The sequence below is a fragment of the Acinetobacter sp. BEC1-S18-ESBL-01 genome, assembly GCF_014169935.1.
Classification (GTDB): Bacteria; Pseudomonadota; Gammaproteobacteria; order Pseudomonadales; family Moraxellaceae; genus Acinetobacter; species Acinetobacter pittii.
Genome location: NZ_AP022302.1, coordinates 3,528,087 through 3,548,111, shown reverse-complemented (window position 1 = coordinate 3,548,111; position 20,025 = coordinate 3,528,087). Strand labels below are relative to the sequence as shown.

Below are 20,025 nucleotides of genomic sequence, written 5' to 3'. Positions count from 1 at the left end.
GTTATCCCTTACAGTTTAAAGCCACGGTGAACGGCAACGATACCAGCAGTAAGGTTGTGATAGTCACAGTTCTGGAAACCAGCATTTTCCATCATACCTTTTAAAGTACGTTGGTCTGGATGCATACGGATTGATTCAGCCAAATACTTATAGCTTTCTGAGTCATTCGCAACCAATTTACCCATGATCGGTAAAGCAGTGAATGAATAGAGGTCATAAAGTTTTGAGAATGGCTCAAATACAGGTTTAGAAAATTCAAGAATCAGTAAACGGCCACCTGGTTTTAATACACGGAACATAGAAGCAAGTGCTGCGTCTTTATCTGTCACGTTACGTAAACCAAAGCTAATGGTTACAAGGTCAAAGCTGTTGTCTGCAAAAGGTTCTAATGTTTCAGCATTGGCAAGAACGAAGTCAACATTGGTACAGCCTGCATCAATTAGACGGTCACGGCCAACATTGAGCATAGATTCGTTAATGTCTGAAAGTACAACGTGACCTTGCGGACCAACTTCACGGCTAAATACTTTTGCTAAGTCGCCTGTACCGCCAGCAATGTCTAACACGTGTTGACCACGGCGAACACCAGACATGTTAATTGCAAAGCGCTTCCACAAACGGTGAATACCAAATGACATCAAGTCATTCATCAAGTCATATTTGCTTGCAACTGAGTGGAAAACTTCTGCAACTTTTTGTGCTTTATCTTCAGTTCTAACTGTTGAGTAACCGAAGTGTGTGGTTTCACCAACGTTGCCAGTATTACCAGCACCACGAGGTAAATTGTATTTAGGTACAGAACCATTCACAGGTGTGTCTGTTAAGGTTTGCTGTAAAGTTTGTTGTTGCCCTTGAGGAGTACCTTGAGGTAAAGGTGAGCTTAGGAATGGGCTAACTTTGTCTGAACTTTGTGCCTGCTCAGTTGGAGATGTTGGCTTTTGGTTTTCGTTAGACATATTGTCTCTCCTAGACTCAAACTCAAGTGAAACGGAATAAGTTCTGCATGATGACAGATTTTGTCTATTTTTACAGGCATCATCATGCAAATATAATGAATAAAATCTCAACTTCGCGAGGTTGAGTTTTTCTATGTGCCGACCTTATCACACTCTAAACGGATTCGGATGCCCTGAATGTACATTTTCAATAATCTGGCGTTCTTTTTCAGTAAAAGTCTTGATAAAGGTCTCGGCCGATTTTAACGGTTTCATCGCACTAAAACCATCTTGAATGAAATCATACATCAATTCGAAGTGATATTTTTGGGCAATACCTTTACACATTTTAAAAGCAGTAAACATCATAAATGAACGCATGTATTTATCGAGTGCTGCACCTAAATCGTCAAGAAGAGCAAGTTGCTGGTAACGAGTTTCGGCCTGATCAAGCTTGATTAAGGTTAAACGCATAATTTCATCAGTGAGTACTGTATCTGCCGGATAGTCCTCAAGAAGTTGCATTGCTACTTGCTCATCAAGTTGGGTTGCAAGTACAGCCAAACTTACCGATTTAGTACCCGTTTTAATTGCATTTTCAGGTAAGACTTTTTCTGCTTTATGCGCATATTTCAATAGGCGTTCAATTTGAGCTGCAAGAGCATCAAACTCTGGGCCACCATATAAACGATTTAAAAAGTACTCTGACATGAGCTTGTGCGCTGGCAAATTAAAAAAGTCATGATGCGTATCTTTCATCCGCTCTTTTAGCCATGTTTGTACATCTTGCAAACGCTGGGCAAGCACTGGATTATCGTGATAATTAAACGTTTTATATTGTTGTAAAAGATCATCAAAAGCAGCGAGTTTAGACATTTAAGGCTCTAATATTGGGCTATTTGCAAAAAATCATAAAAGGCATTGTAACCTTGTACTATGGCGAGTAGATGTAAAAAAAATGATTCATGCGTCAATTTTTAAACAGAATTTTGTCGCAATGACATAATTTGTATAGCAATTCATCATTTAACCGCATAAGTTAAAGATCATCGAAATTAAACAATAAAAGATTAGAGCCGTGGACTATGAGTGAACAACAACCAAAATTTGAGATTCGTGATGAGGAACAGCTTTCAGTCGATTTGATTGAAGCACAATATGCGTTAAAAGAAAGTCGGGGAAAACCTAACGCTAAAAGCACACTCATTTTAATGAGTGGTATTGAACTGGCTGGAAAAGGCGAGGCTGTTAAGCAACTTCGTGAGTGGTTAGACCCTAGATATTTACGAGTCAAAGCAGATGCGCCTCGTGTGCTGACAGATACAGAAGCATTTTGGCAATCTTATTCGGAGTTTATTCCGACTGAAGGACAAATTGTGGTGATGTTCGGCAACTGGTATAGCGATTTGCTCGTCACCGCAACGCATGTTTCCGAGCCTTTAGATGATTCGCGTTTTGATGAATACGTTGAAAATATGCGGGCATTTGAGCAAGATTTAAAAAATAACTATGTCGATGTGGTTAAAGTCTGGTTCGATCTATCATGGAAATCGCTGCAAAAACGTTTAGATAAAATAGATCCATCTGAACAACATTGGCATAAGCTCCACGGCCTAGACTGGCGTAATAAAAAACAATATGACACTTTGCAAAAGTTACGCCGTCGTTTTACCGATGATTGGTACATTATTGATGGCGAAGATGAAAAGCAGCGTGATCAGTTTTTCGCTCAATACCTTTTACAACACATGCGTCAACTTCCAGAGCATGAAACTGAAGTTAAAGGAAAATGGCAGCAAGCTAAAATTCCAGAGAGTTTATTAAAACCTTCTAATGAACCACTTGAAAAAGCTGAATATAAAAAAGAGCTCGATAAACTGAGTAAAAAAATTGCCGATGCCATGCGTTTTGATAAACGCAATGTCGTCATTGCTTTTGAAGGCATGGATGCTGCTGGTAAAGGTGGGGCCATTAAGAGAATCGTTAAAAACTTAGACCCGCGTGAATATGATATTCATTGTATTGGTGCACCTGAACGCTTTGAAGCTCGACATCCTTACTTATGGCGTTTTTGGAACCGCATTAATGAAGCTGAAAAAATCACGATTTTTGATCGGACCTGGTATGGACGTGTGCTTGTTGAACGTGTCGAAGGTTTTGCTTCACCTTTAGAATGGCAGCGTGCCTATGATGAAATAAACCGCTTTGAAAAAGATTTATTTGATAGTCAAACGATTGTAGTAAAAATTTGGCTAGCGATTAGTAAAGATGAGCAAGAGCAGCGTTTTAAGGCCAGAGAAGAAACGCCGCATAAACGTTTTAAAATCACTGCGGAAGATTGGCGTAATCGTGATAAGTGGGACGATTATTTAAAAGCAGCAGCCGATATGTTTGAGCGAACCAGTACTGAATATGCACCGTGGTATATCGTCGCAACTGATGATAAATATACGGCACGTCTGGAAGTGTTGAAGGCCATTCTAAAACAGCTGAGAGCAGACTAAGCTCTCAGCTACAAGGCAAACATTAATTTACAATGGTGCTACGGCTTTTTTGCTGAATACGTTTTGCAAGGTTATAACTGTCATTCAGATGAGTTTCTGCTATTTTTTTCATCATGAAATAGCCTAAACTTGCTGCTACAATTTGTCCGCCTAGCGGTATAAATTTAGTCACCTGTTTTGTTACGATTTTGCCTAAAAAGCCGTTAAATGTTTTTTTAACGGTCGTGCGTGCGACTACAAAACCTGAAAATTCAAAACCGCGTTTACGTAACTCATCCCAGTGAATAGTTTTAGTTTTTGGGTCGTAAACGCTCACGTGCTCAGGTGCTAAACCGAAACGGGAATTGATATCTGGAATCAGGTGCGACAAAATTCCCAAATCTACCGCCACGTCAAAAAAAGGAATCGGTACAATTGCCGCTCCGGCTGAGACGTAAGCTCTTTTTTTGATGAGATCATGGCACTCATCGCGAATTTGTTCCAGATTTAGGCTAGGATCAATATAGTCAGGAATCTTGTCAATTTTCATAATGTCTACCTGTATAAGTTCTTGATGGCGTCATTCAAACCAAGTGTAAGTGACACCTTAAGTTAAATTATGCTGTGTTTAAACCAACGTGACATAGTCAGATTCAGTTGTATAGTAATGAATGTTTATGATTTTGTGCATAAATTATGCAAGCAGGAAATGAAATAAATGGGGATCCATGTTATTCAAAGTCAACGTATTGATGTGTTGTTGCAAGGTGTATTGGCGTCTACATCTCAAGCTTCAACGCATCCATTACAGGTTTTGAAAACCCAACATTTTATTGTTCCAAGTCCTGCGGTCGAGCAGTGGCTGATACAAAAACTTGCAGAACAACAAGGCATGAGTGCCAATTACCAGTTTCACCAACGGGTACGAGGTTTCCAATGGTTTGCCTATCAGCAAGTTTTAACTGCGCATAAAGAACAGGTCCGTAAAGCGAACATCCCGCGTTTGATTTTTAAATGGCGGGTGCATCAGGCTCTACACGAATTTATTCAACCTGACACGATGAGCATCGATACGTCGCATCCTTTACATTCTATTGTTCAGCGTATTTATGACAGTGCAGATCGACTCGAACAAGGCATAGATAAACAATTAAAAAAACAAAAAATGCTGTATTGGGTCGCTGAGCAGGTTGCCGATCTATTTAGCAACTATATGATTTATCGTGGACAGTGCCAGCGTGGTTGTGAAAATAGTTGTACCTGTCCGGAAAACTGGTTGTCTGCTTGGGGACAGGGCCGAGCACTCGATATTGAAAAATATATTGTGCAGAAAGATGAAGAAGTGACTGCTTTTGCATTACATCAAACTGAGGAGCTAGAGCGTTGGCAGCGTTGGTTGTGGCAGCAACATTTTCATGATGATTTTGTGCAAATGCAGCAAATTGATGCATTGTTTTGGCAAGAGTTAGATCATCCGGACCGCAGTAAGCGTGCTATTTCAAGATTACCTAATCAGGTGATGATCTTTACGTTATTAGATTTGCCGCCAAGCCAGTTACAGTTCTTGCGCCGTTTAGGCCAATACATTGATGTACTGATTTTGCACTATAACCCTTCACAAGAATATTGGGCCGATAGTGTCGATCCACTCTGGAAACAGCGTTATGACTTAGGGGTAAAAGAGCGTTTTATTGCGAAAAATCCAAAGGCTACTGATGCTGAAATTAGTGATTTCTTTAATAAATTTACACTCAACTTTAATGCTGAAGCGCGTGAGTCCAGACATCCGCTTTTAACCCGATTGGGTAAACAAGCCCGCGATCACTTTTCTTTATTATCGAATTTATCTACAGGTGAAGAAGGTAAGTGGGTTGATGCTTTTGTGGATGATTTTCCTGAAAGTCTGCTTGGTAAAGTTCAGTCAGATATTTTACATTTGGTAGAACCGCAAGCGAAACAATATGAGCTTGCTTCCGATGATGACTCTATTCAGATTCATGTTTGTCATTCGACTCTACGTCAACTTGAAGTATTAAAAGAGCAATTAATCTGTTGGTTGGCTAAACCGCATGAACAGCCGCGCCGTCCAAACGATATTTTAGTTCTAGTTCCTAATTTGGCCGACATAGAGCCTTTAATTCGAAGTGTATTTCCTGCTACTGCCACTGAGCAGGGTGTGCATTTGCCAGTAAAGATTGCAGGTGTTGCATCACTTGATGCACTTAATGCTTGGCGTGCAGTAATTGGGCGTATTCAACTGATGCAGGGCCGTTTTAGTTTTGATGATTTTGCTGATTGGTTAAGCTTGCATGCGACCCAGCAACGTTACGAACTTGAGTATGTTCAGGTTGAGCGGATTTTAAATTTGCTTGCTGATGCGGGCTTTAAACGAGGGCTTGATGCAGAGCATCTCAAGCGCAGTTTGTGTGACGGTGATGATGATTATCGATATAGCTTTAAATTTGCCTTAGAGCGATTGGCTCTCGGCATTGCCGTGCCTGTACATGCGACGTTTAATCAGGTGTTGAGTTATGCCAAAGTTCAACCGAGCGATTTCGAGTTGGTGGGTACACTCATTCAGATTTATCAGGATTTGAACGAGCGCCGTGATTGGCTGACTCTGCATGAACAAGGAAAAGTCTATACGGTTGAATATTGGCTTCAGGTACTAGGCAAAGATATTGTTGAATTTGAGCAGGTTGGTGTTGCTGCTCTAAAAGCTGTGCGTGAAATTGTTAAAAAACAAGAACGAATGTTGACGCTCGCAAGCTATTACGCCGAGACAGAAACAGGAACTTTGCGCAAAATTACCTTGCCTCTGCCTTATATTATTGAAGAAATTCAACGGACATTAGAAAGCCAAAGTGCACAAGCTGAACCGACAGGGCAAATTACCTTTGCCCAAATTGGACACATTCGACCGTTACCTTATCGTTTAATGGTCATGCTAAATCTTGATGCAGGACAATTTCCAAACCGCGATACCCATGTTCCATTTGATTTGATGGATGCACTGCGTCAACAGTTAGGCGATCGCTCTCGACTTGAAGATGATCAAGGTGCTTTTTTAGATGCTTTATTATTAGCCCAAGATAATTTATGGCTGTTTTATAACGGCTTTGATGTGAACGATGGCGAGGTACGCGAACCTTCCAGTATTCTTCAAGAGTTCCGTGAACATCTTGCCTTGATTGTGAAAGCTGAAGATAGTGAACCTGAAAATATAGTTGTTGAAGGGATTGAAATTCCATCACAGTTAAAGCAACTCTATCACTTACATGATTTACAGCCCTTTGATCCGAAAGGTTTTACTCTAGAAAAAAGTGTTACCCGTTATCAAGATCACTGGTTTAAGGTCGCTTCACAAATTCAGCAAGTTTCAGGAAGTCGCCAACCTTGGGCGAATACGACCTATCCGCTACAAATACCTGACATACTGGTTTTAGAAAGCCAGCAGTGGATACAGGATGTGACATTCCCTGCACGATTATATTTGAAAACTTTAGGGGTAGAAAACTTAGGAAGCGTCGGAGTACTCGACCAAAATGAACCTTTATTATTAGATGGTTTAGGGCGCTATGCGATTCGACATTTTTTACAACAATCTGAACAGCAAGCACAACCTGAAGTATTAATTGATCAGTTGCCTGTCGGTAAAGTCAAATATAGCGCATGGCAACAAGGTGTTTTTGAGCAAGAATGTTTACTTGAACGCCTTCACCATTATGCACCAGCAGTGACACAAACAACTCAGCGTATTTGGCGAATTGCTAAACAGCTTCATATGAATATTACGGTTCCGAAGTCTGAAACTCGGGACTGGGTGAGTATGGAACCTTCAAGCGCTCGCGCAAAAAGACGTGCTAAAGTCTGGTTAGAATATCTGCTCTGGTTAGCTTATTTGAATGAGGGTAGTGCAGGAGCTGAAAAGCGCCGTATTGTGGTTTTTAGCGATCAAACTGTGATTTGTAGTGGGATTAGTTCTGAGCAAGCTCGGCAATATTTACAACCATGGTTTAAAATCTGGCGCCATGCACAGCAACAACCATTGGTTTTACCAGCAGCCTTATTATTAAAGCCATTAGAAAAAGCTAAAGCATATCAGTGGGAAACAACAAATCAGACAGAAAAAGCAAAACTGGATGAGAAGAGCTATGCTGAGCTGCTAAAATACTGGAATGAAACAGGGTCATTTACCACGATGGATATGACTCAAAATGAAGCTTGTAAGTTGCATCAAGACTGGAGCTTTATTTTGCAAGAACAAGATGCGCAAGCTTTGCTTCAACATGCTTGTGATGAGTTTGCGTATGATTTGTATCATCCGGTTTTTCAATTTCAACATTCGGAGTAAGGCATGAACTCAAGAGTACAGGTGTCTTATCAACCTATTATTGATATTGAATTTAGTGGTTTACACTTAATTGAAGCTTCGGCTGGTACAGGAAAAACCTATACCTTATCCAGTTTGATGGTCCGTATCTTTCTTGAAAAATACTTGCCTAGACAAGTGATTGCGACCACGTTTACCCGTGCTGCTGCTGCCGAGTTAAAAAGCCGTATTCGTGCACGTTTGGTTGAAACGTACCGTTATTTAGATGCCAAGCGTAGTTTTACAGAACAAGAATTACTTACGCAGGCAGAGCAAGAACCTGATTTATTACTCCAGCATATTCTAAAGCATTTTGCGACGCGTATTGCCTATGCGTGTGAACGTTTGAAATTGGTTATAGATCAATTAGACGAGTTATTTGTCGGGACACTCGATAGCTTTAGTCAAAAACTATTACGTGAGTTTGCTTTTGAGAGCGGCAAAATTGAACGCGCTCAAATTACGGATGATGCTAAAACTTATAGTCGGCAACTGATCCATGATGTACTGCGTGAATGGATACAGTCTCAACCTCAGACTGTGATTGATGCGTTGTATTTGGCAGGTGAGCTTAAGAGTGTCGACAGTTTTGTCAAACTCGTTGAAGACTCACTGAATTTTAGTTCGGCTCATTTTAAGCTTCCCGAAAAACCAACCATTCAATTTGAACAGCTTGCTCAGCTCAAACAATTAGCGACAGAAATTGATATCAGCCTTTTAGAAGCATATTACTTGCTTGATGGCGAGCACTATAAACATGTGAGCGGAACAGTATTTAGAAATGGGGCATTTAATAAACTATTTAGTGAATGTTTACCGCAGCTACTACAAGTTCTAAAGCAAAGCGACATTATTTTAGTTTTTGACTGGTCATTAGCCGCACAAAGAGAACTTATTTTTAAGTTTTTAGGTCAACTTGCCGATCAAAAAGTTTTCAAAAAATGCCCTGCTGAAATTTCAGATGGTTTCTATCAGCATCCTTGTATTCAGCAAATTCAGAAGCTGTTTGGTATGCTGAAAAACTACGCCGAGCAGTTCGACCAGCTTCATATTTATTTAAAAGCTTATTTATGTGTAGAGGTTAAAAAACGTTTACCACAGGTTTTGCAAAATAAAGGTGAAACTACTTTTTCTCAGCAAATTCGTACACTTTCAGAAGCTTTAAAAGGTGAGCAGGGGCAACGTTTTGCTGTATTTGTTCAAGCGCGTTATCCCTTAATTTTGGTCGATGAATTTCAGGATACCAACCAAGATCAAGACGACATGTTGGCGAGTATTTGGCGCCATCCAGAGCGCTACCAAAAAGGCTGCATGATTATGGTGGGGGACCGTAAACAGGCGATTTACGGCTTCCGTGGTGGGGATATGCTCACCTTCTTAAATGCCTATAAAGATATTCAAGCCAAACATGGCCGCGAATATAAGTTAATTCATAACCATCGCTCCGTTGCAGATCTGGTTGATGTGGTTGACGCCTTATTTCAACGACAAATCGACTTTGGTGAAGAAGTTCAATATGACCCAATTCGAGCAGGCACTCGGCCTCATCCTGTACTGATTGAGCAGAACAATCATAATCCTCACCCTTTGCGCTGGTTAATGCTCAAAGATAAAGAAACAGAGGCTCAGCAAGTTGCTTGGAAGATTCGAGATCTACTTAACCAATCACATGCTGGACAACTATATTTTCAAAAAGATGCTCAGACTCAAACCTTAAACGAAGATGATATTGCGGTATTGTCTCGTAATCATGATGGGCTAGATAAAGTTCAATTTGAGCTAGAACGTTTAGGAATTCGGATTAATAGACCATCAAAACGAAGTGTTTTCGATTGTACGATTGCTCAAGACGTGGGGGCTTTGCTGACCGCCATACTTCATCCTTACGATGAGGCAAAAGTGAAGCGAGCTTTGATTAGCCGTCTATTTGCCATGGATTTAAAACAACTCTTGCAACTTGAGCAGACAGCCGAAGGGTTAAGCCAGTTTATGACTGGTTTTGACACGATTAGAGAGTTGTGGTCCGCTCAAGGCTTTTTAGTGGCATGGCAACAATGCCTCATCCAGTTTGATATATGGCAAAATTTGGTTGCAGCTCAAAGTAAAGATAATGAACGGGTTGTGGTGAACTTGCGTCATTTAACTGAAATTTTGAGTCAGCACAGTGAGAAGTACTCAGGCGCGCAAAACCTCTATCACTGGTATCTCAAACAGTTGCGTTCTCCTCTTGACCGTGATTGGGAGTTAGAGCGTAAATTGTCGAGTGAAGCTGGTGTTCAGCTCATGACAATTCACCAGTCAAAAGGGCTGGAATTTAAGATTGTATTTTTATTAGGTGCAGACAAGCCCTTTCGAGAAAATAATAAAACACTCAATTTTTCGACTCAAGACATTGTCACACCGGACTCAAACCAGACTTTGACTCAACGTGTCGTTGCGATTGCTGACAAGACTTATTTGAATGAAATTGAACTTAAGCAGCACGAAGAACGAGCGCTCGCTGAACAGAATCGACTTTGGTATGTCGCTTTAACGCGAGCAAGCCACCGCGTCTATGCTGTTCTACAAGATCTTGATGGCAAGTCAGTATCAGGTCTCGCTTTTTGGAAAAATAGAGCTGAACCTTTTCAACACCGTTGCTGTACGGATGAAATGGTTTTAGAACAGATTCCACAAGCAATTCATTTAACCAAGCAAACCAGTGTTATTGAAATACAAGCACAACGATTCCCTGAACAACGTTTTTATTCGAGAGGGAAAACCAGTTTCAGTTACTTGGCACAGCATTTAAAACATAAGACTGGCACGGATTTATTGGCCAGCCAGAGCAATGATGCTGTATTAGCAGAAGATGAGTTAGACTTAATTAACACTGCTGAAGCAATCAGTGCTCAGCCGATTGACTGGATAAAGAATAACTTTCCTAGAGGAACGCTTGCCGGTAATTTCTTGCATGAAATCTTTGAGCACATCGATTTTCAATGTTCAGATGACTGGGTCATAGAAATACGTCGTCGTTTTAAAAATGACTATAGTAGCCTTTGGCAAGATTTATTGAATAAATATAACGAGAGTTTCCCAGACCAAGAGGACGCCGAGAATCTGCTTTACCAGTCAGTTGCAGAGTGGTTAAAAGATATTTTGCGAACACCGCTTTATCAAGGTTTCCGGCTAAATCAACTTCAACAAGAACAGTATTTGTCAGAGTTTCCTTTTTATTTGGCACTGTCAGATCGGGTTCTAGCGATGACACGTATTCAGCAGCTTTTCGCTGAGTATGGGTTGAATATGCCGGAATTACTTGAGGCTCGTTCTGCACGCTATTTAAATGGTTCGATAGACTTGGTTTATTTTGATGGGCAGCGTTATCACATTGCCGATTATAAAAGTAATTACTTAGGTGATGATCTTGCAGACTATCGTAGTGATAGCATTGCCCAAAGCATGTCTTTAGCAAGTTATTGGCTACAAGCAGGTTTATATCTCGTTGCATTACATCGCTATTTGCAAGTCAAAATGCAGGATTACCAGATTGAGCAACATTTGGGTGGGGCAACTTATCTTTATTTACGTGGTATGAATGGTGAAGCGGAGCAGGGGTATTATTACTGGCAACCTAGCGTCGAGTTTATCCTTCGTCTTGATGCCATTTTGGGGTATTTTGCTGAGGATAAAATAGCATGAAAAATGCTGATAAAAAGCGTAAATTGAAGATTAACAAATACTTGACATGTGGATAAGCCTGTCTATAACCATGTGGACAAGCGTGTGGAAAACTAGGTGGATAAGTGTGTGGACAATCTAAACAGCCCTGAACAAGCCGATTTAAGTTGGTTAACAACGTGGAGTAACTTCTTAAATCAGGCTCCATTTACTGAACAATCGCAAGTACCAGAAGCCACTTCTTACTTGCAGCAGCTTATTGAAGCGAGCTTACAAGGCGATAGCTGTATCGATGTCAGTTCAGAGCAAATTGCAGCACTTGGTCAGCTTGCTATATCTGCCGATCAAGCAACCTTAAAAGTTGCGCCGTGTGTCTACGATGAGCAGGGGTTGGCATTATACCGATATTGGCACCTAGAGCAACGACTTGCAGAACAAATTTGTCGATTAAAGCAACAATTAATTCAACCTGTCTCTTGTGATGACTATTTAGACCTGCTTACCGATCCTCATCAACAGGCAGCTTTACAAATGGTTGCTCGGCAGAGCCTGAGTATTATTACCGGTGGGCCGGGTACAGGTAAGACTTATACGCTGGCACGTATTATTGCTGTACTTAGCCAAGCAATTCCACATATTCGTGTAGCGATGGCTGCTCCAACAGGTAAAGCAGCACAGCGAATGCAAGAAGCTTTACAGAACTCGTTTAATGATCCTAAATTGCTTGAGTCCGGATTAGTTAGTGAAGAGCTCAGAAATCAGGGAACACAAACGATTCACCGTTTGTTGGGGATGGGACATAGCCAGACACCACGGTTTAATCAAAAACAGCCTTTGCCTTATGATGTGATTGTCGTCGATGAAGCTTCCATGCTGGATCTAAATCTGGCTACTCTTCTATTCGAAGCAGTGCCTGAGTCTTGTCGAATTATTTTATTAGGAGATGCAAATCAGCTTGCTTCTGTCGATGTTGGCGCGGTTCTTGCAGATTTGCAGCAAATACAGGCGTTGGCTGATAACCGAGTACAATTACAAACCAGTCGTCGTTTTGCTGAAGGTGCATTGATTGGACAAGTGGCTAAATTTATTCAGGCACAAACCTATCAACAGGATCATGCAGCTGTTTTGCAGCAGTTTGAAATTGATATTGTTGAGGTTTCAGAATTAAAGCCTATAGTTTTACAAAGTGACATGCCAGATGTGGTTCAGCTTGAGTATTTACCAGAAGGGAATCTATTAGACCTAGATACCTATTATCAAAAGCTAATGCTCGGTTTTCAAGGGTATGTACAGAGTCTAAAAAATTATTTAAAAGAAGAGCGCTCGATTGAACAAGTCCAAAATGTAGTAAAAGCATTTGATGACTACCGAATTTTAACCGCGGTTCGTCATGGTCCGTTTGGATTGCAGCAGTTAAACCAATATGCGCAGCGTTGGTTGCAACAGCAACTTTCAATAGTGACAGCAGGGGGATGGTATGTTGGTCGTCCTGTAATGATGACTTATAACGATTATCAGCTCGGTATTTCAAATGGCGATATTGGTTTGTGCTTTGAGCACAGAACTCAGCCACAGCAGTTTGAAGTATATTTTCCAAGTTTGAATAAATGGGTCGCTGCAAATCGATTACCTAAAAGTATTCAAAGTGCATTCGCTTTAACGATTCATAAATCGCAAGGGTCTGAATTTACACACACTGCTGTCGTTTTAGATCAGACTGCCAAGAACTTATTAAGCCAAGAACTTATTTACACTGCGATTACACGAGCTAAGAAGGTAGTCAGTCTTTTAGTGCATCAAGAGGCTTTATTACAAGCATTTACAGTTCGTACTACACGAAAAAGCGGTTTAGTTCAAAAAGTTAATCGGTTAGTTCGTTAAGACAAACTTAATATTTTTATCCTTGTAAGAAAAAGCTTACATAGATTCGAGATATTTGCTGCTAGAGTACACCCCGTGTTTTTGAGATTATAAACGCACAACGAGCTTGGCACGGAATGTCGGGCAAAATCGCACAATAATAATAACTTAAGTCGAGAGACTGCGAACTTACAATGAAGTAGGTGTATAAAGAGGAAACTTACAGCCGCTAAGCCTTGTAGTTTTGGGAGAGACTACAGGGCTTTTTTATATTCTACTTTTCACCATGTTTCAAAAAGCATTCGAACATTTCGTTTTTAACACTATCTTCACTCTGTTTTTGTCTAAAGATTTAAATCAATAATATCAATATATTTATCTATAATATGATCTCAAAATAGGCATTTTTCCTGTGAATTGTTAAGTTATATGTTATACAGAACTGTACGTTAAAGGTAAAAATGGCTATTTACCAAATATTATACAGACCTGTACGTTTTCACTTACATGATGATAAGAAAAATACTACTTTTCTTCATAATTGGATATGTCACAATACATCACATAAGGAAATAGAAACAAAAACATCGGAAGTGAGTTAAAACAACAAGAAGGATGTGACTAGCATCTCACCAACGACAATAAAAACAGCAATAACACGATAAACAAAAACTACAGCGCAAAAAACCCAAGCATTTCTGCTTGGGTTTTTTATTTGTTTCTACACTAAGTCAGTTTCATGAGAATCACTACCAAATAACGAACGGCGTTGATCTCTCGGTATACGTGGACATTGAGTTGAGATTTGATAGAGCACTTTAGCTAAAGCAGGTAGGTGAGTACCCACTACAGATTTACCAGTTGTTAATAAGGAAACACTGATATCTCTTTCAGGGTCGGCCCAACATAAAATGTTAGAGAATCCTAAATGACCAAATGCTTGTCCTGTCATTGGGCCAAAAAGACCTACAGGATTGCTACCTAACATTGGTCCTAAAGCATAGCGCATTGGAATTAACAAAGTACGGTCAATGTTAACGCCTGTGGTTGGCAGTGTTGCTCTGAAAATTGTTTTCTCACTAAAGATTTGCTGACCGCCATAGCTTCCACCACTTAAAAGCATTTCAAAGAAGCGGCCAGCTTGTTCTGCACTGGTATAGATGTTTCCAGCTGGGCAAATGGTGTCCATAAAACGACTATCGTTAGTCACGTCAACTGCAAGTTGTAAACCGCCACCTAACACATGATTCAGGTAGTGATCGGTACCAAGGCGAGGGTGCAGACCTGTTGCACAGTTTAAGGCGACTTCTGAACGGTATTCTGGTTTTAAGCCATAATTGAAATAAGGCATCCCCATTGGTTTTTCGATAGTTTGATGTACAAATTCACGTAAATCCTGCCCAGTCACCCGTTCAATGACTTCTCCTAAAATATAACCTGCCGTAACAGCATGATAGGCAAGGTGATTGCCAGCAGGAGACACAGGTCGGGCAGCATATAAACGTTTTAAAATTTCTTCTTTATCAAATAATAAATCTGGTGTGACATCGCCATCAATATAAGGAATGCCGCCACGATGTGCTAATAAATGAAAGATCGTTGCACGACGCTTACCATTTACCCCATATTCAGGAACATAATAGCTCACGGGATCAAGCAAGTTGATTTCGCCTTTTTCATCTAATAGATGAATCAACATGGCTGTAATCATCTTTGATGCTGAAAATAGGCAAACAGGTGTGTCAGGTGTTGCAATCAGGGCATTTTCTTGAAGGCCTGCTGGAGAGTTCCCTTGAGCATATCCAATGCTTCGATTGAGTAAAATTTTACCTTGTCTGCGTAAACAAAAGGTAATGAGTGGATAGTTTCCGGTTTTATATAGTCCTTCTATACTGTTCCAGATTTTTTGAATCTGGCGCTCAGTCATTCCACCCTGTTCAGCAGCAACTTCATCTTTTTGTCGAATGACTTGCTCAATATTGTCCGGTACTGGACAAGTGTTGGTTGAAAAAATTTTCACACGTCCCTCGCGCTTCTTTCTTTTTATTCGAGGCTAGTGTGCAGGGTTAAAGTCTTCATGTCAGTGTCTAAAATGACAAGTTACTGAAAACTATTTTGCAATCCACCTATAGATACCTTAAAATAGGCGACTTGCTGTAGTGATGCACGGCAGTCAGTTGCATCAACTGATTCATATCGTTTACTTTTTTAAGCATCTCGGAGAAATCGAATGGCTTTAACTAATGCAGACCGCGCAGAGATCATTGCTAAATTTGCTCGCGCTGAAAATGACACTGGTTCACCAGAAGTACAAGTAGCTTTATTGACTGCTCAAATCAATGATTTACAAGGTCACTTCAAAGCTCACAAACACGACCACCACAGCCGTCGTGGTTTGATCCGTATGGTTAACCAACGTCGTAAATTGCTCGACTACTTAAATGGTAAAGACCACGGTCGTTACACTGCTTTGATCGGTGCTTTAGGTTTACGTCGTTAATTCGATTTTTACTTTGTTTTCGCTATTTCGCATGTCGCAATGCTTTATCGCTGAAAAGAGAGTTTCACTTAATGTTAGGTTAAGTGATTTTTAGAAGGGGCGCTTGTGCGCTCCTTCTTTGCGTTTAACTTATTTTAAATAATTGATCTAGTGTGATGGCTTCTAAGCTTTGTCATTTATCTACCAATCGGTGTAGTCTGAATGCCAAACCTTAGGGGTCTCACTAGAATAAAATTAGGAAAATACAATACATGTCAATGTTTAATATCGTTCGTAAAGAATTCCAATTCGGTCAACATCAAGTCGTTTTAGAAACGGGTCGCGTTGCACGTCAAGCAAACACAGTTTTAATCACTATGGGTGGCGTAACTGTTTTAGTTGCAGTTGTTGCTCAGCCTAAAGCAAAAGCGGGTCAAGACTTCTTCCCGTTAACAGTGAACTATCAAGAAAAACAATATGCAGCTGGTCGTATCCCTGGTGGTTACGGTAAGCGTGAAGGTCGTGCTTCTGAAGCTGAAACTTTAATTTCACGTCTTATTGACCGTCCAATTCGTCCGTTGTTCCCAGAAGGTTACTTCAACGAAATCCAAGTAACAGCAACAGTTGTTTCTTCTGACAAAACTATGGATGCTGACATTGCAGCAATGCTTGGTACATCAGCAGCATTATCTATTGCTGGTACTCCTTTCCGTGGTCCAATTGGTGGTGCACGTGTTGGTTTAATCAACGGTGAATATGTTCTTAACCCGAACTTCGAACAGTTGAAAGAAAGTGACCTTGACCTTGTGGTTGCAGGTACAGAATCTGCTGTATTGATGGTTGAATCTGAAGCGAAAGAACTTTCAGAAGACCAAATGCTTGGTGCTGTTCTTTTCGGTCATGACGAAATGCAAATCGCAATTCAAGCGATTAAAGAATTTGCTGCCGCTGCTGGTGCTGTTGAGTCAACTTGGGTTGCTCCAACTAAAAACGAAGCTCTTCTTGAGCAATTAAAAGCAGCTTTCGAAGCGAAAATCTCTGAAGCATATACAATTGCGGTTAAACAAGATCGTTATGCAGCACTTGATGCACTTTATGCAGAAGCTGTAGCTCAGTTCGTTCCAGAAAATGACGAAACTGGTATTGCTGATGAAGTAAACGAATTATTCGAAGACCTTAAATACCGTACAGTACGTGACAACATCTTGTCAGGTAAGCCACGTATCGATGGTCGTGATACTAAAACTGTTCGTGCTATCGACGTTCAAGTTGGCGTATTAGATCGTGCACACGGTTCTGCATTGTTTACACGTGGTGAAACTCAGGCGTTGGTAACAACAACTTTGGGTAATACTCGTGATGCGTTAATGGTTGATACCCTTGCTGGTACTAAAACTGACAACTTCATGTTGCACTATAACTTCCCTGCATACTCTGTAGGTGAAACAGGCCGTGAATCTGGTCCTAAGCGTCGTGAAATTGGTCACGGTCGTTTAGCACGTCGTGGTGTTCAAGCAGTTCTTCCTGCTGCTGACCGCTTCCCGTATGTAATTCGTATTGTATCTGACATTACTGAATCTAACGGTTCATCTTCAATGGCTTCTGTATGTGGTGCTTCATTATCACTTATGGATGCAGGTGTTCCGCTTAAAGCACCAGTTGCTGGTATCGCAATGGGCTTAGTGAAAGAAGGCGAGCGTTTCGCAGTACTTTCTGACATCTTGGGTGATGAAGATCACTTAGGTGATATGGACTTTAAAGTAGCAGGTTCTGCAAACGGTATTACTGCGCTTCAAATGGACATCAAGATTGAAGGTATTACTGAAGAAATCATGGAAGTTGCATTAAACCAAGCATTTGCTGGTCGTATGCACATCCTAAACGAAATGAATAAAGTCATTTCACGTGCTCGTGCTGAAATCAGTGCTCATGCACCGACGTTTGAAGTGATTAACATTAACCCAGACAAGATCCGTGATGTTATTGGTAAAGGCGGCGCAACTATCCGTCAAATTACTGAAGAAACTAAAGCTGCAATTGATATCGAAGACAATGGTACAGTTCGCGTATTTGGTGAAACTAAAGCTGCTGCTAAAGCTGCAATTGCTAAGATTCAAGCAATTACTGCTGAAGTTGAACCAGGTAAGATCTATGACGGTAAAGTAATCCGTATCGTAGAATTCGGTGCGTTTGTAAATATCATGCCGGGTACTGATGGTCTTCTTCACATTTCGCAAATTTCAAATGAACGTATTGCGAACGTAACTGATGTTCTTAAAGAAGGTCAGGAAGTGAAAGTACAAGTTGCTGATGTTGATAATCGTGGTCGTATCAAATTGACTATGAAAGACATTGAACAAGCATAATTGTTCTGGTGACATGAAAAAGTCCGCTTGATGCGGACTTTTTTTATGGCATGATGCAAGTAATACAAAAACAGATCATTGTGGTATGCAGGTTTATTACTTTTATCGCCATCAAGCTGATGGTTATGTCTTTTTAAGCCGTGAACAGCATCATGAACACATTCTAGAGTTTTTCTGGGTTGATAGTGTCAGAGCTGATGTGGTGAACCATAACGAAGAATGGCAACAAAAGATTCAGCAGCTTTCAGGCGTGGTTATTAATGAATTTCATATGCGAGATATTGCCAATATTGAGCATCCTTGTGCATTTGATACGCTTGAAGAATATGACCTGCTTATTTTTAGAAAGCTCGTTACACCTGATGATGAAATTAAAAATGGGGAATCCCATGAGAGTGTATTTGGCCTAGCAACCACGCCGATTAGCTTTATTTTTACTCCTAAAGTTCTGATTAGTGTTCGTGAGCAGGGCAATAAGTCGATTGAAAACTATATTCAACGTCTCGAAAATATTTTATGTAAAACTTTGGAAGAACAAAATAAAACCCGTAAGCTTCCTAATTCACCTGTAGATTTATGTTTACGACTGCTCAATAGTATGGTGGATGGCTACCTTGATATCCGTTCACCTTTGACTAGAAGGGTTGAGCATTGGCAACAGCAATTGCTGCAAGGTAATCGCCGTTTTAAACAATGGCATCAGCTGTTTCATGAAAACATGGCCTTTCAACAGGTTGAAAATTTATGCGAAGAGCAAATCGAAACCTTACAAGAGTTTCGAGATGAAATTGTAGAAAACTATCATCATGTTATTGGTGAGAAGACGCATAGTTCTCAAGATCTTCTGTTAGTTCGTTTGAATGATTTGATGAGTCATGTCGAACGTATTCAAAAACATACTTTACGTTTACGTAGCGCTATTCAGTCGGCGATTGATTTGCATTTCTCGGCAATTGCAAACCAGACCAATGAAAATATGCGTATTCTTGCCATTATTACTGCCGTATTTGCACCGCTTACGCTTTTAACGGGTATTTACGGAATGAACTTTGAGTTTATTCCAGGACTTAAATCACCAGTAGGTTTCTGGATTATGCTGGGTGTCATGCTGCTAAGTACGATTTTCTTGCTTTATTACTTCTATCGACAACATTTGGTGGGGCGCGGTGAAAAAAGTGTGATTGATTTACTGGCTCAACAGCATCGCCAAGATCGGATGAATTTGTTTTGGTTTTTGGAGTATGAACCGATTAAGCAGACATTGAAGGAAGTGGAAAAGATTACTCGGTTGAAATAATTCTTCAATTTTTATTGAATTTTTTCCAAATTTGCTTGAGCTAAGCCTCATCCACAACCTGCCCATAATTTAGAAATTATTGTTTTTGCAAAGTAATATTTTAAATGAAAGTAGTGAACAGGTTTTGTGGATGACAATGGTTTTGGTTACTTTTGCCAAAACAAAAGTAACGTAATTAACTGATGAAATAGATAGGGAGTGCCAGTAGGACCCCGTCGTGACTATCTAATCTAATGAAAATGCTTCAACTGTTTTCTAAGTTGTTGCACTTCATCAATCAAATCTAACATCACAGCAACTGCCGCCAAACTTGCGTCAAAGTCACGTTGTAGACGATACGCTTTACGTGCGCGTGCGACATCTTCACCCATAAACTGGTGTGCTTCAGGTGTGTTCTCGACTGATAAAATATCATATTCAATGAGCTGAAGAATCCAGTCAGGACTTTGGCCGCAAGCTTGGGCAAATTGTTGTAAATCAAATGTCGATTGTTCATCAACGACCTCAGCACTAAAGGTATGGCCGTCATATACAATTTCTCGATAGTGAATGGTTGTCATGATCTTGCTC

The 20,025-nt window shown here is 40.4% G+C and carries 12 protein-coding genes; 7 read left to right on the top strand and 5 right to left on the bottom strand.

Annotated features, from left to right (window positions below; all coding sequences use genetic code 11):
• Nucleotides 1-8: 8 nt before the first annotated feature.
• Both ubiE and H7R46_RS16830 read right to left on the bottom strand, forming a co-directional pair.
• On the bottom strand, nt 9-956 hold the full coding sequence (gene ubiE / locus H7R46_RS16835) for a bifunctional demethylmenaquinone methyltransferase/2-methoxy-6-polyprenyl-1,4-benzoquinol methylase UbiE (RefSeq protein WP_002114829.1): 948 nt from the start codon (nt 954-956) through the stop codon (nt 9-11).
• Between the two features lie 147 nt (nt 957-1,103).
• Nucleotides 1,104-1,811 (bottom strand): FFLEELY motif protein, encoded by a 708-nt coding sequence (locus H7R46_RS16830; RefSeq protein WP_005065909.1) that lies wholly within the window; start codon nt 1,809-1,811, stop codon nt 1,104-1,106.
• A 209-nt stretch (nt 1,812-2,020) separates the two neighbouring features.
• Here H7R46_RS16830 and H7R46_RS16825 point away from each other — a divergent pair, with 209 nt between their 5' ends.
• Complete coding sequence (locus tag H7R46_RS16825; RefSeq protein ID WP_005065911.1) at nt 2,021-3,439, top strand: polyphosphate--AMP phosphotransferase; 1,419 nt, start codon at nt 2,021-2,023, stop codon at nt 3,437-3,439.
• A 22-nt stretch (nt 3,440-3,461) separates the two neighbouring features.
• On the opposite strand, the gene H7R46_RS16820 is transcribed toward H7R46_RS16825, so the two are convergent.
• Complete coding sequence (locus tag H7R46_RS16820; protein ID WP_005065913.1) at nt 3,462-3,968, bottom strand: hypothetical protein; 507 nt, start codon at nt 3,966-3,968, stop codon at nt 3,462-3,464.
• Between the two features lie 168 nt (nt 3,969-4,136).
• Between H7R46_RS16820 and H7R46_RS16815 the strand changes: the two genes are divergently transcribed.
• From H7R46_RS16815 to recD, 3 genes are all read left to right on the top strand, one after another.
• Nucleotides 4,137-7,772 (top strand): exodeoxyribonuclease V subunit gamma, encoded by a 3,636-nt coding sequence (locus H7R46_RS16815; protein WP_005065914.1) that lies wholly within the window; start codon nt 4,137-4,139, stop codon nt 7,770-7,772.
• A gap of 3 nt (nt 7,773-7,775) precedes the next feature.
• Nucleotides 7,776-11,474: a UvrD-helicase domain-containing protein gene (locus H7R46_RS16810; protein ID WP_005065916.1), complete on the top strand. Its 3,699-nt coding sequence runs from the start codon at nt 7,776-7,778 to the stop codon at nt 11,472-11,474.
• Between the two features lie 108 nt (nt 11,475-11,582).
• Nucleotides 11,583-13,334, top strand: a complete 1,752-nt coding sequence (recD, locus tag H7R46_RS16805) for an exodeoxyribonuclease V subunit alpha (RefSeq protein WP_005065919.1) — start codon at nt 11,583-11,585, stop codon at nt 13,332-13,334.
• Nucleotides 13,335-14,034: 700 nt separating this feature from the next.
• Here the strand turns inward: recD and H7R46_RS16800 are convergent.
• Nucleotides 14,035-15,333: a serine hydrolase domain-containing protein gene (locus H7R46_RS16800; RefSeq protein ID WP_005065923.1), complete on the bottom strand. Its 1,299-nt coding sequence runs from the start codon at nt 15,331-15,333 to the stop codon at nt 14,035-14,037.
• Nucleotides 15,334-15,543: 210 nt separating this feature from the next.
• Here H7R46_RS16800 and rpsO point away from each other — a divergent pair, with 210 nt between their 5' ends.
• The 3 genes from rpsO (at nt 15,544) to H7R46_RS16785 (ending at nt 19,455) form a co-directional block, all read left to right on the top strand.
• Entirely contained in the window at nt 15,544-15,813 is a 270-nt protein-coding gene (gene rpsO, locus H7R46_RS16795) for a 30S ribosomal protein S15 (protein WP_002114951.1), read from the top strand.
• A gap of 257 nt (nt 15,814-16,070) precedes the next feature.
• Complete coding sequence (pnp, locus tag H7R46_RS16790; protein WP_170814194.1) at nt 16,071-18,158, top strand: polyribonucleotide nucleotidyltransferase; 2,088 nt, start codon at nt 16,071-16,073, stop codon at nt 18,156-18,158.
• Nucleotides 18,159-18,243: 85 nt separating this feature from the next.
• Complete coding sequence (locus tag H7R46_RS16785) at nt 18,244-19,455, top strand: magnesium transporter CorA family protein (protein WP_005065927.1); 1,212 nt, start codon at nt 18,244-18,246, stop codon at nt 19,453-19,455.
• Nucleotides 19,456-19,685: 230 nt separating this feature from the next.
• Here H7R46_RS16785 and H7R46_RS16780 read toward each other — a convergent pair whose 3' ends face one another.
• Nucleotides 19,686-20,015 (bottom strand): chaperone modulator CbpM, encoded by a 330-nt coding sequence (locus H7R46_RS16780; RefSeq protein WP_002114963.1) that lies wholly within the window; start codon nt 20,013-20,015, stop codon nt 19,686-19,688.
• Nucleotides 20,016-20,025 lie beyond the last annotated feature (10 nt).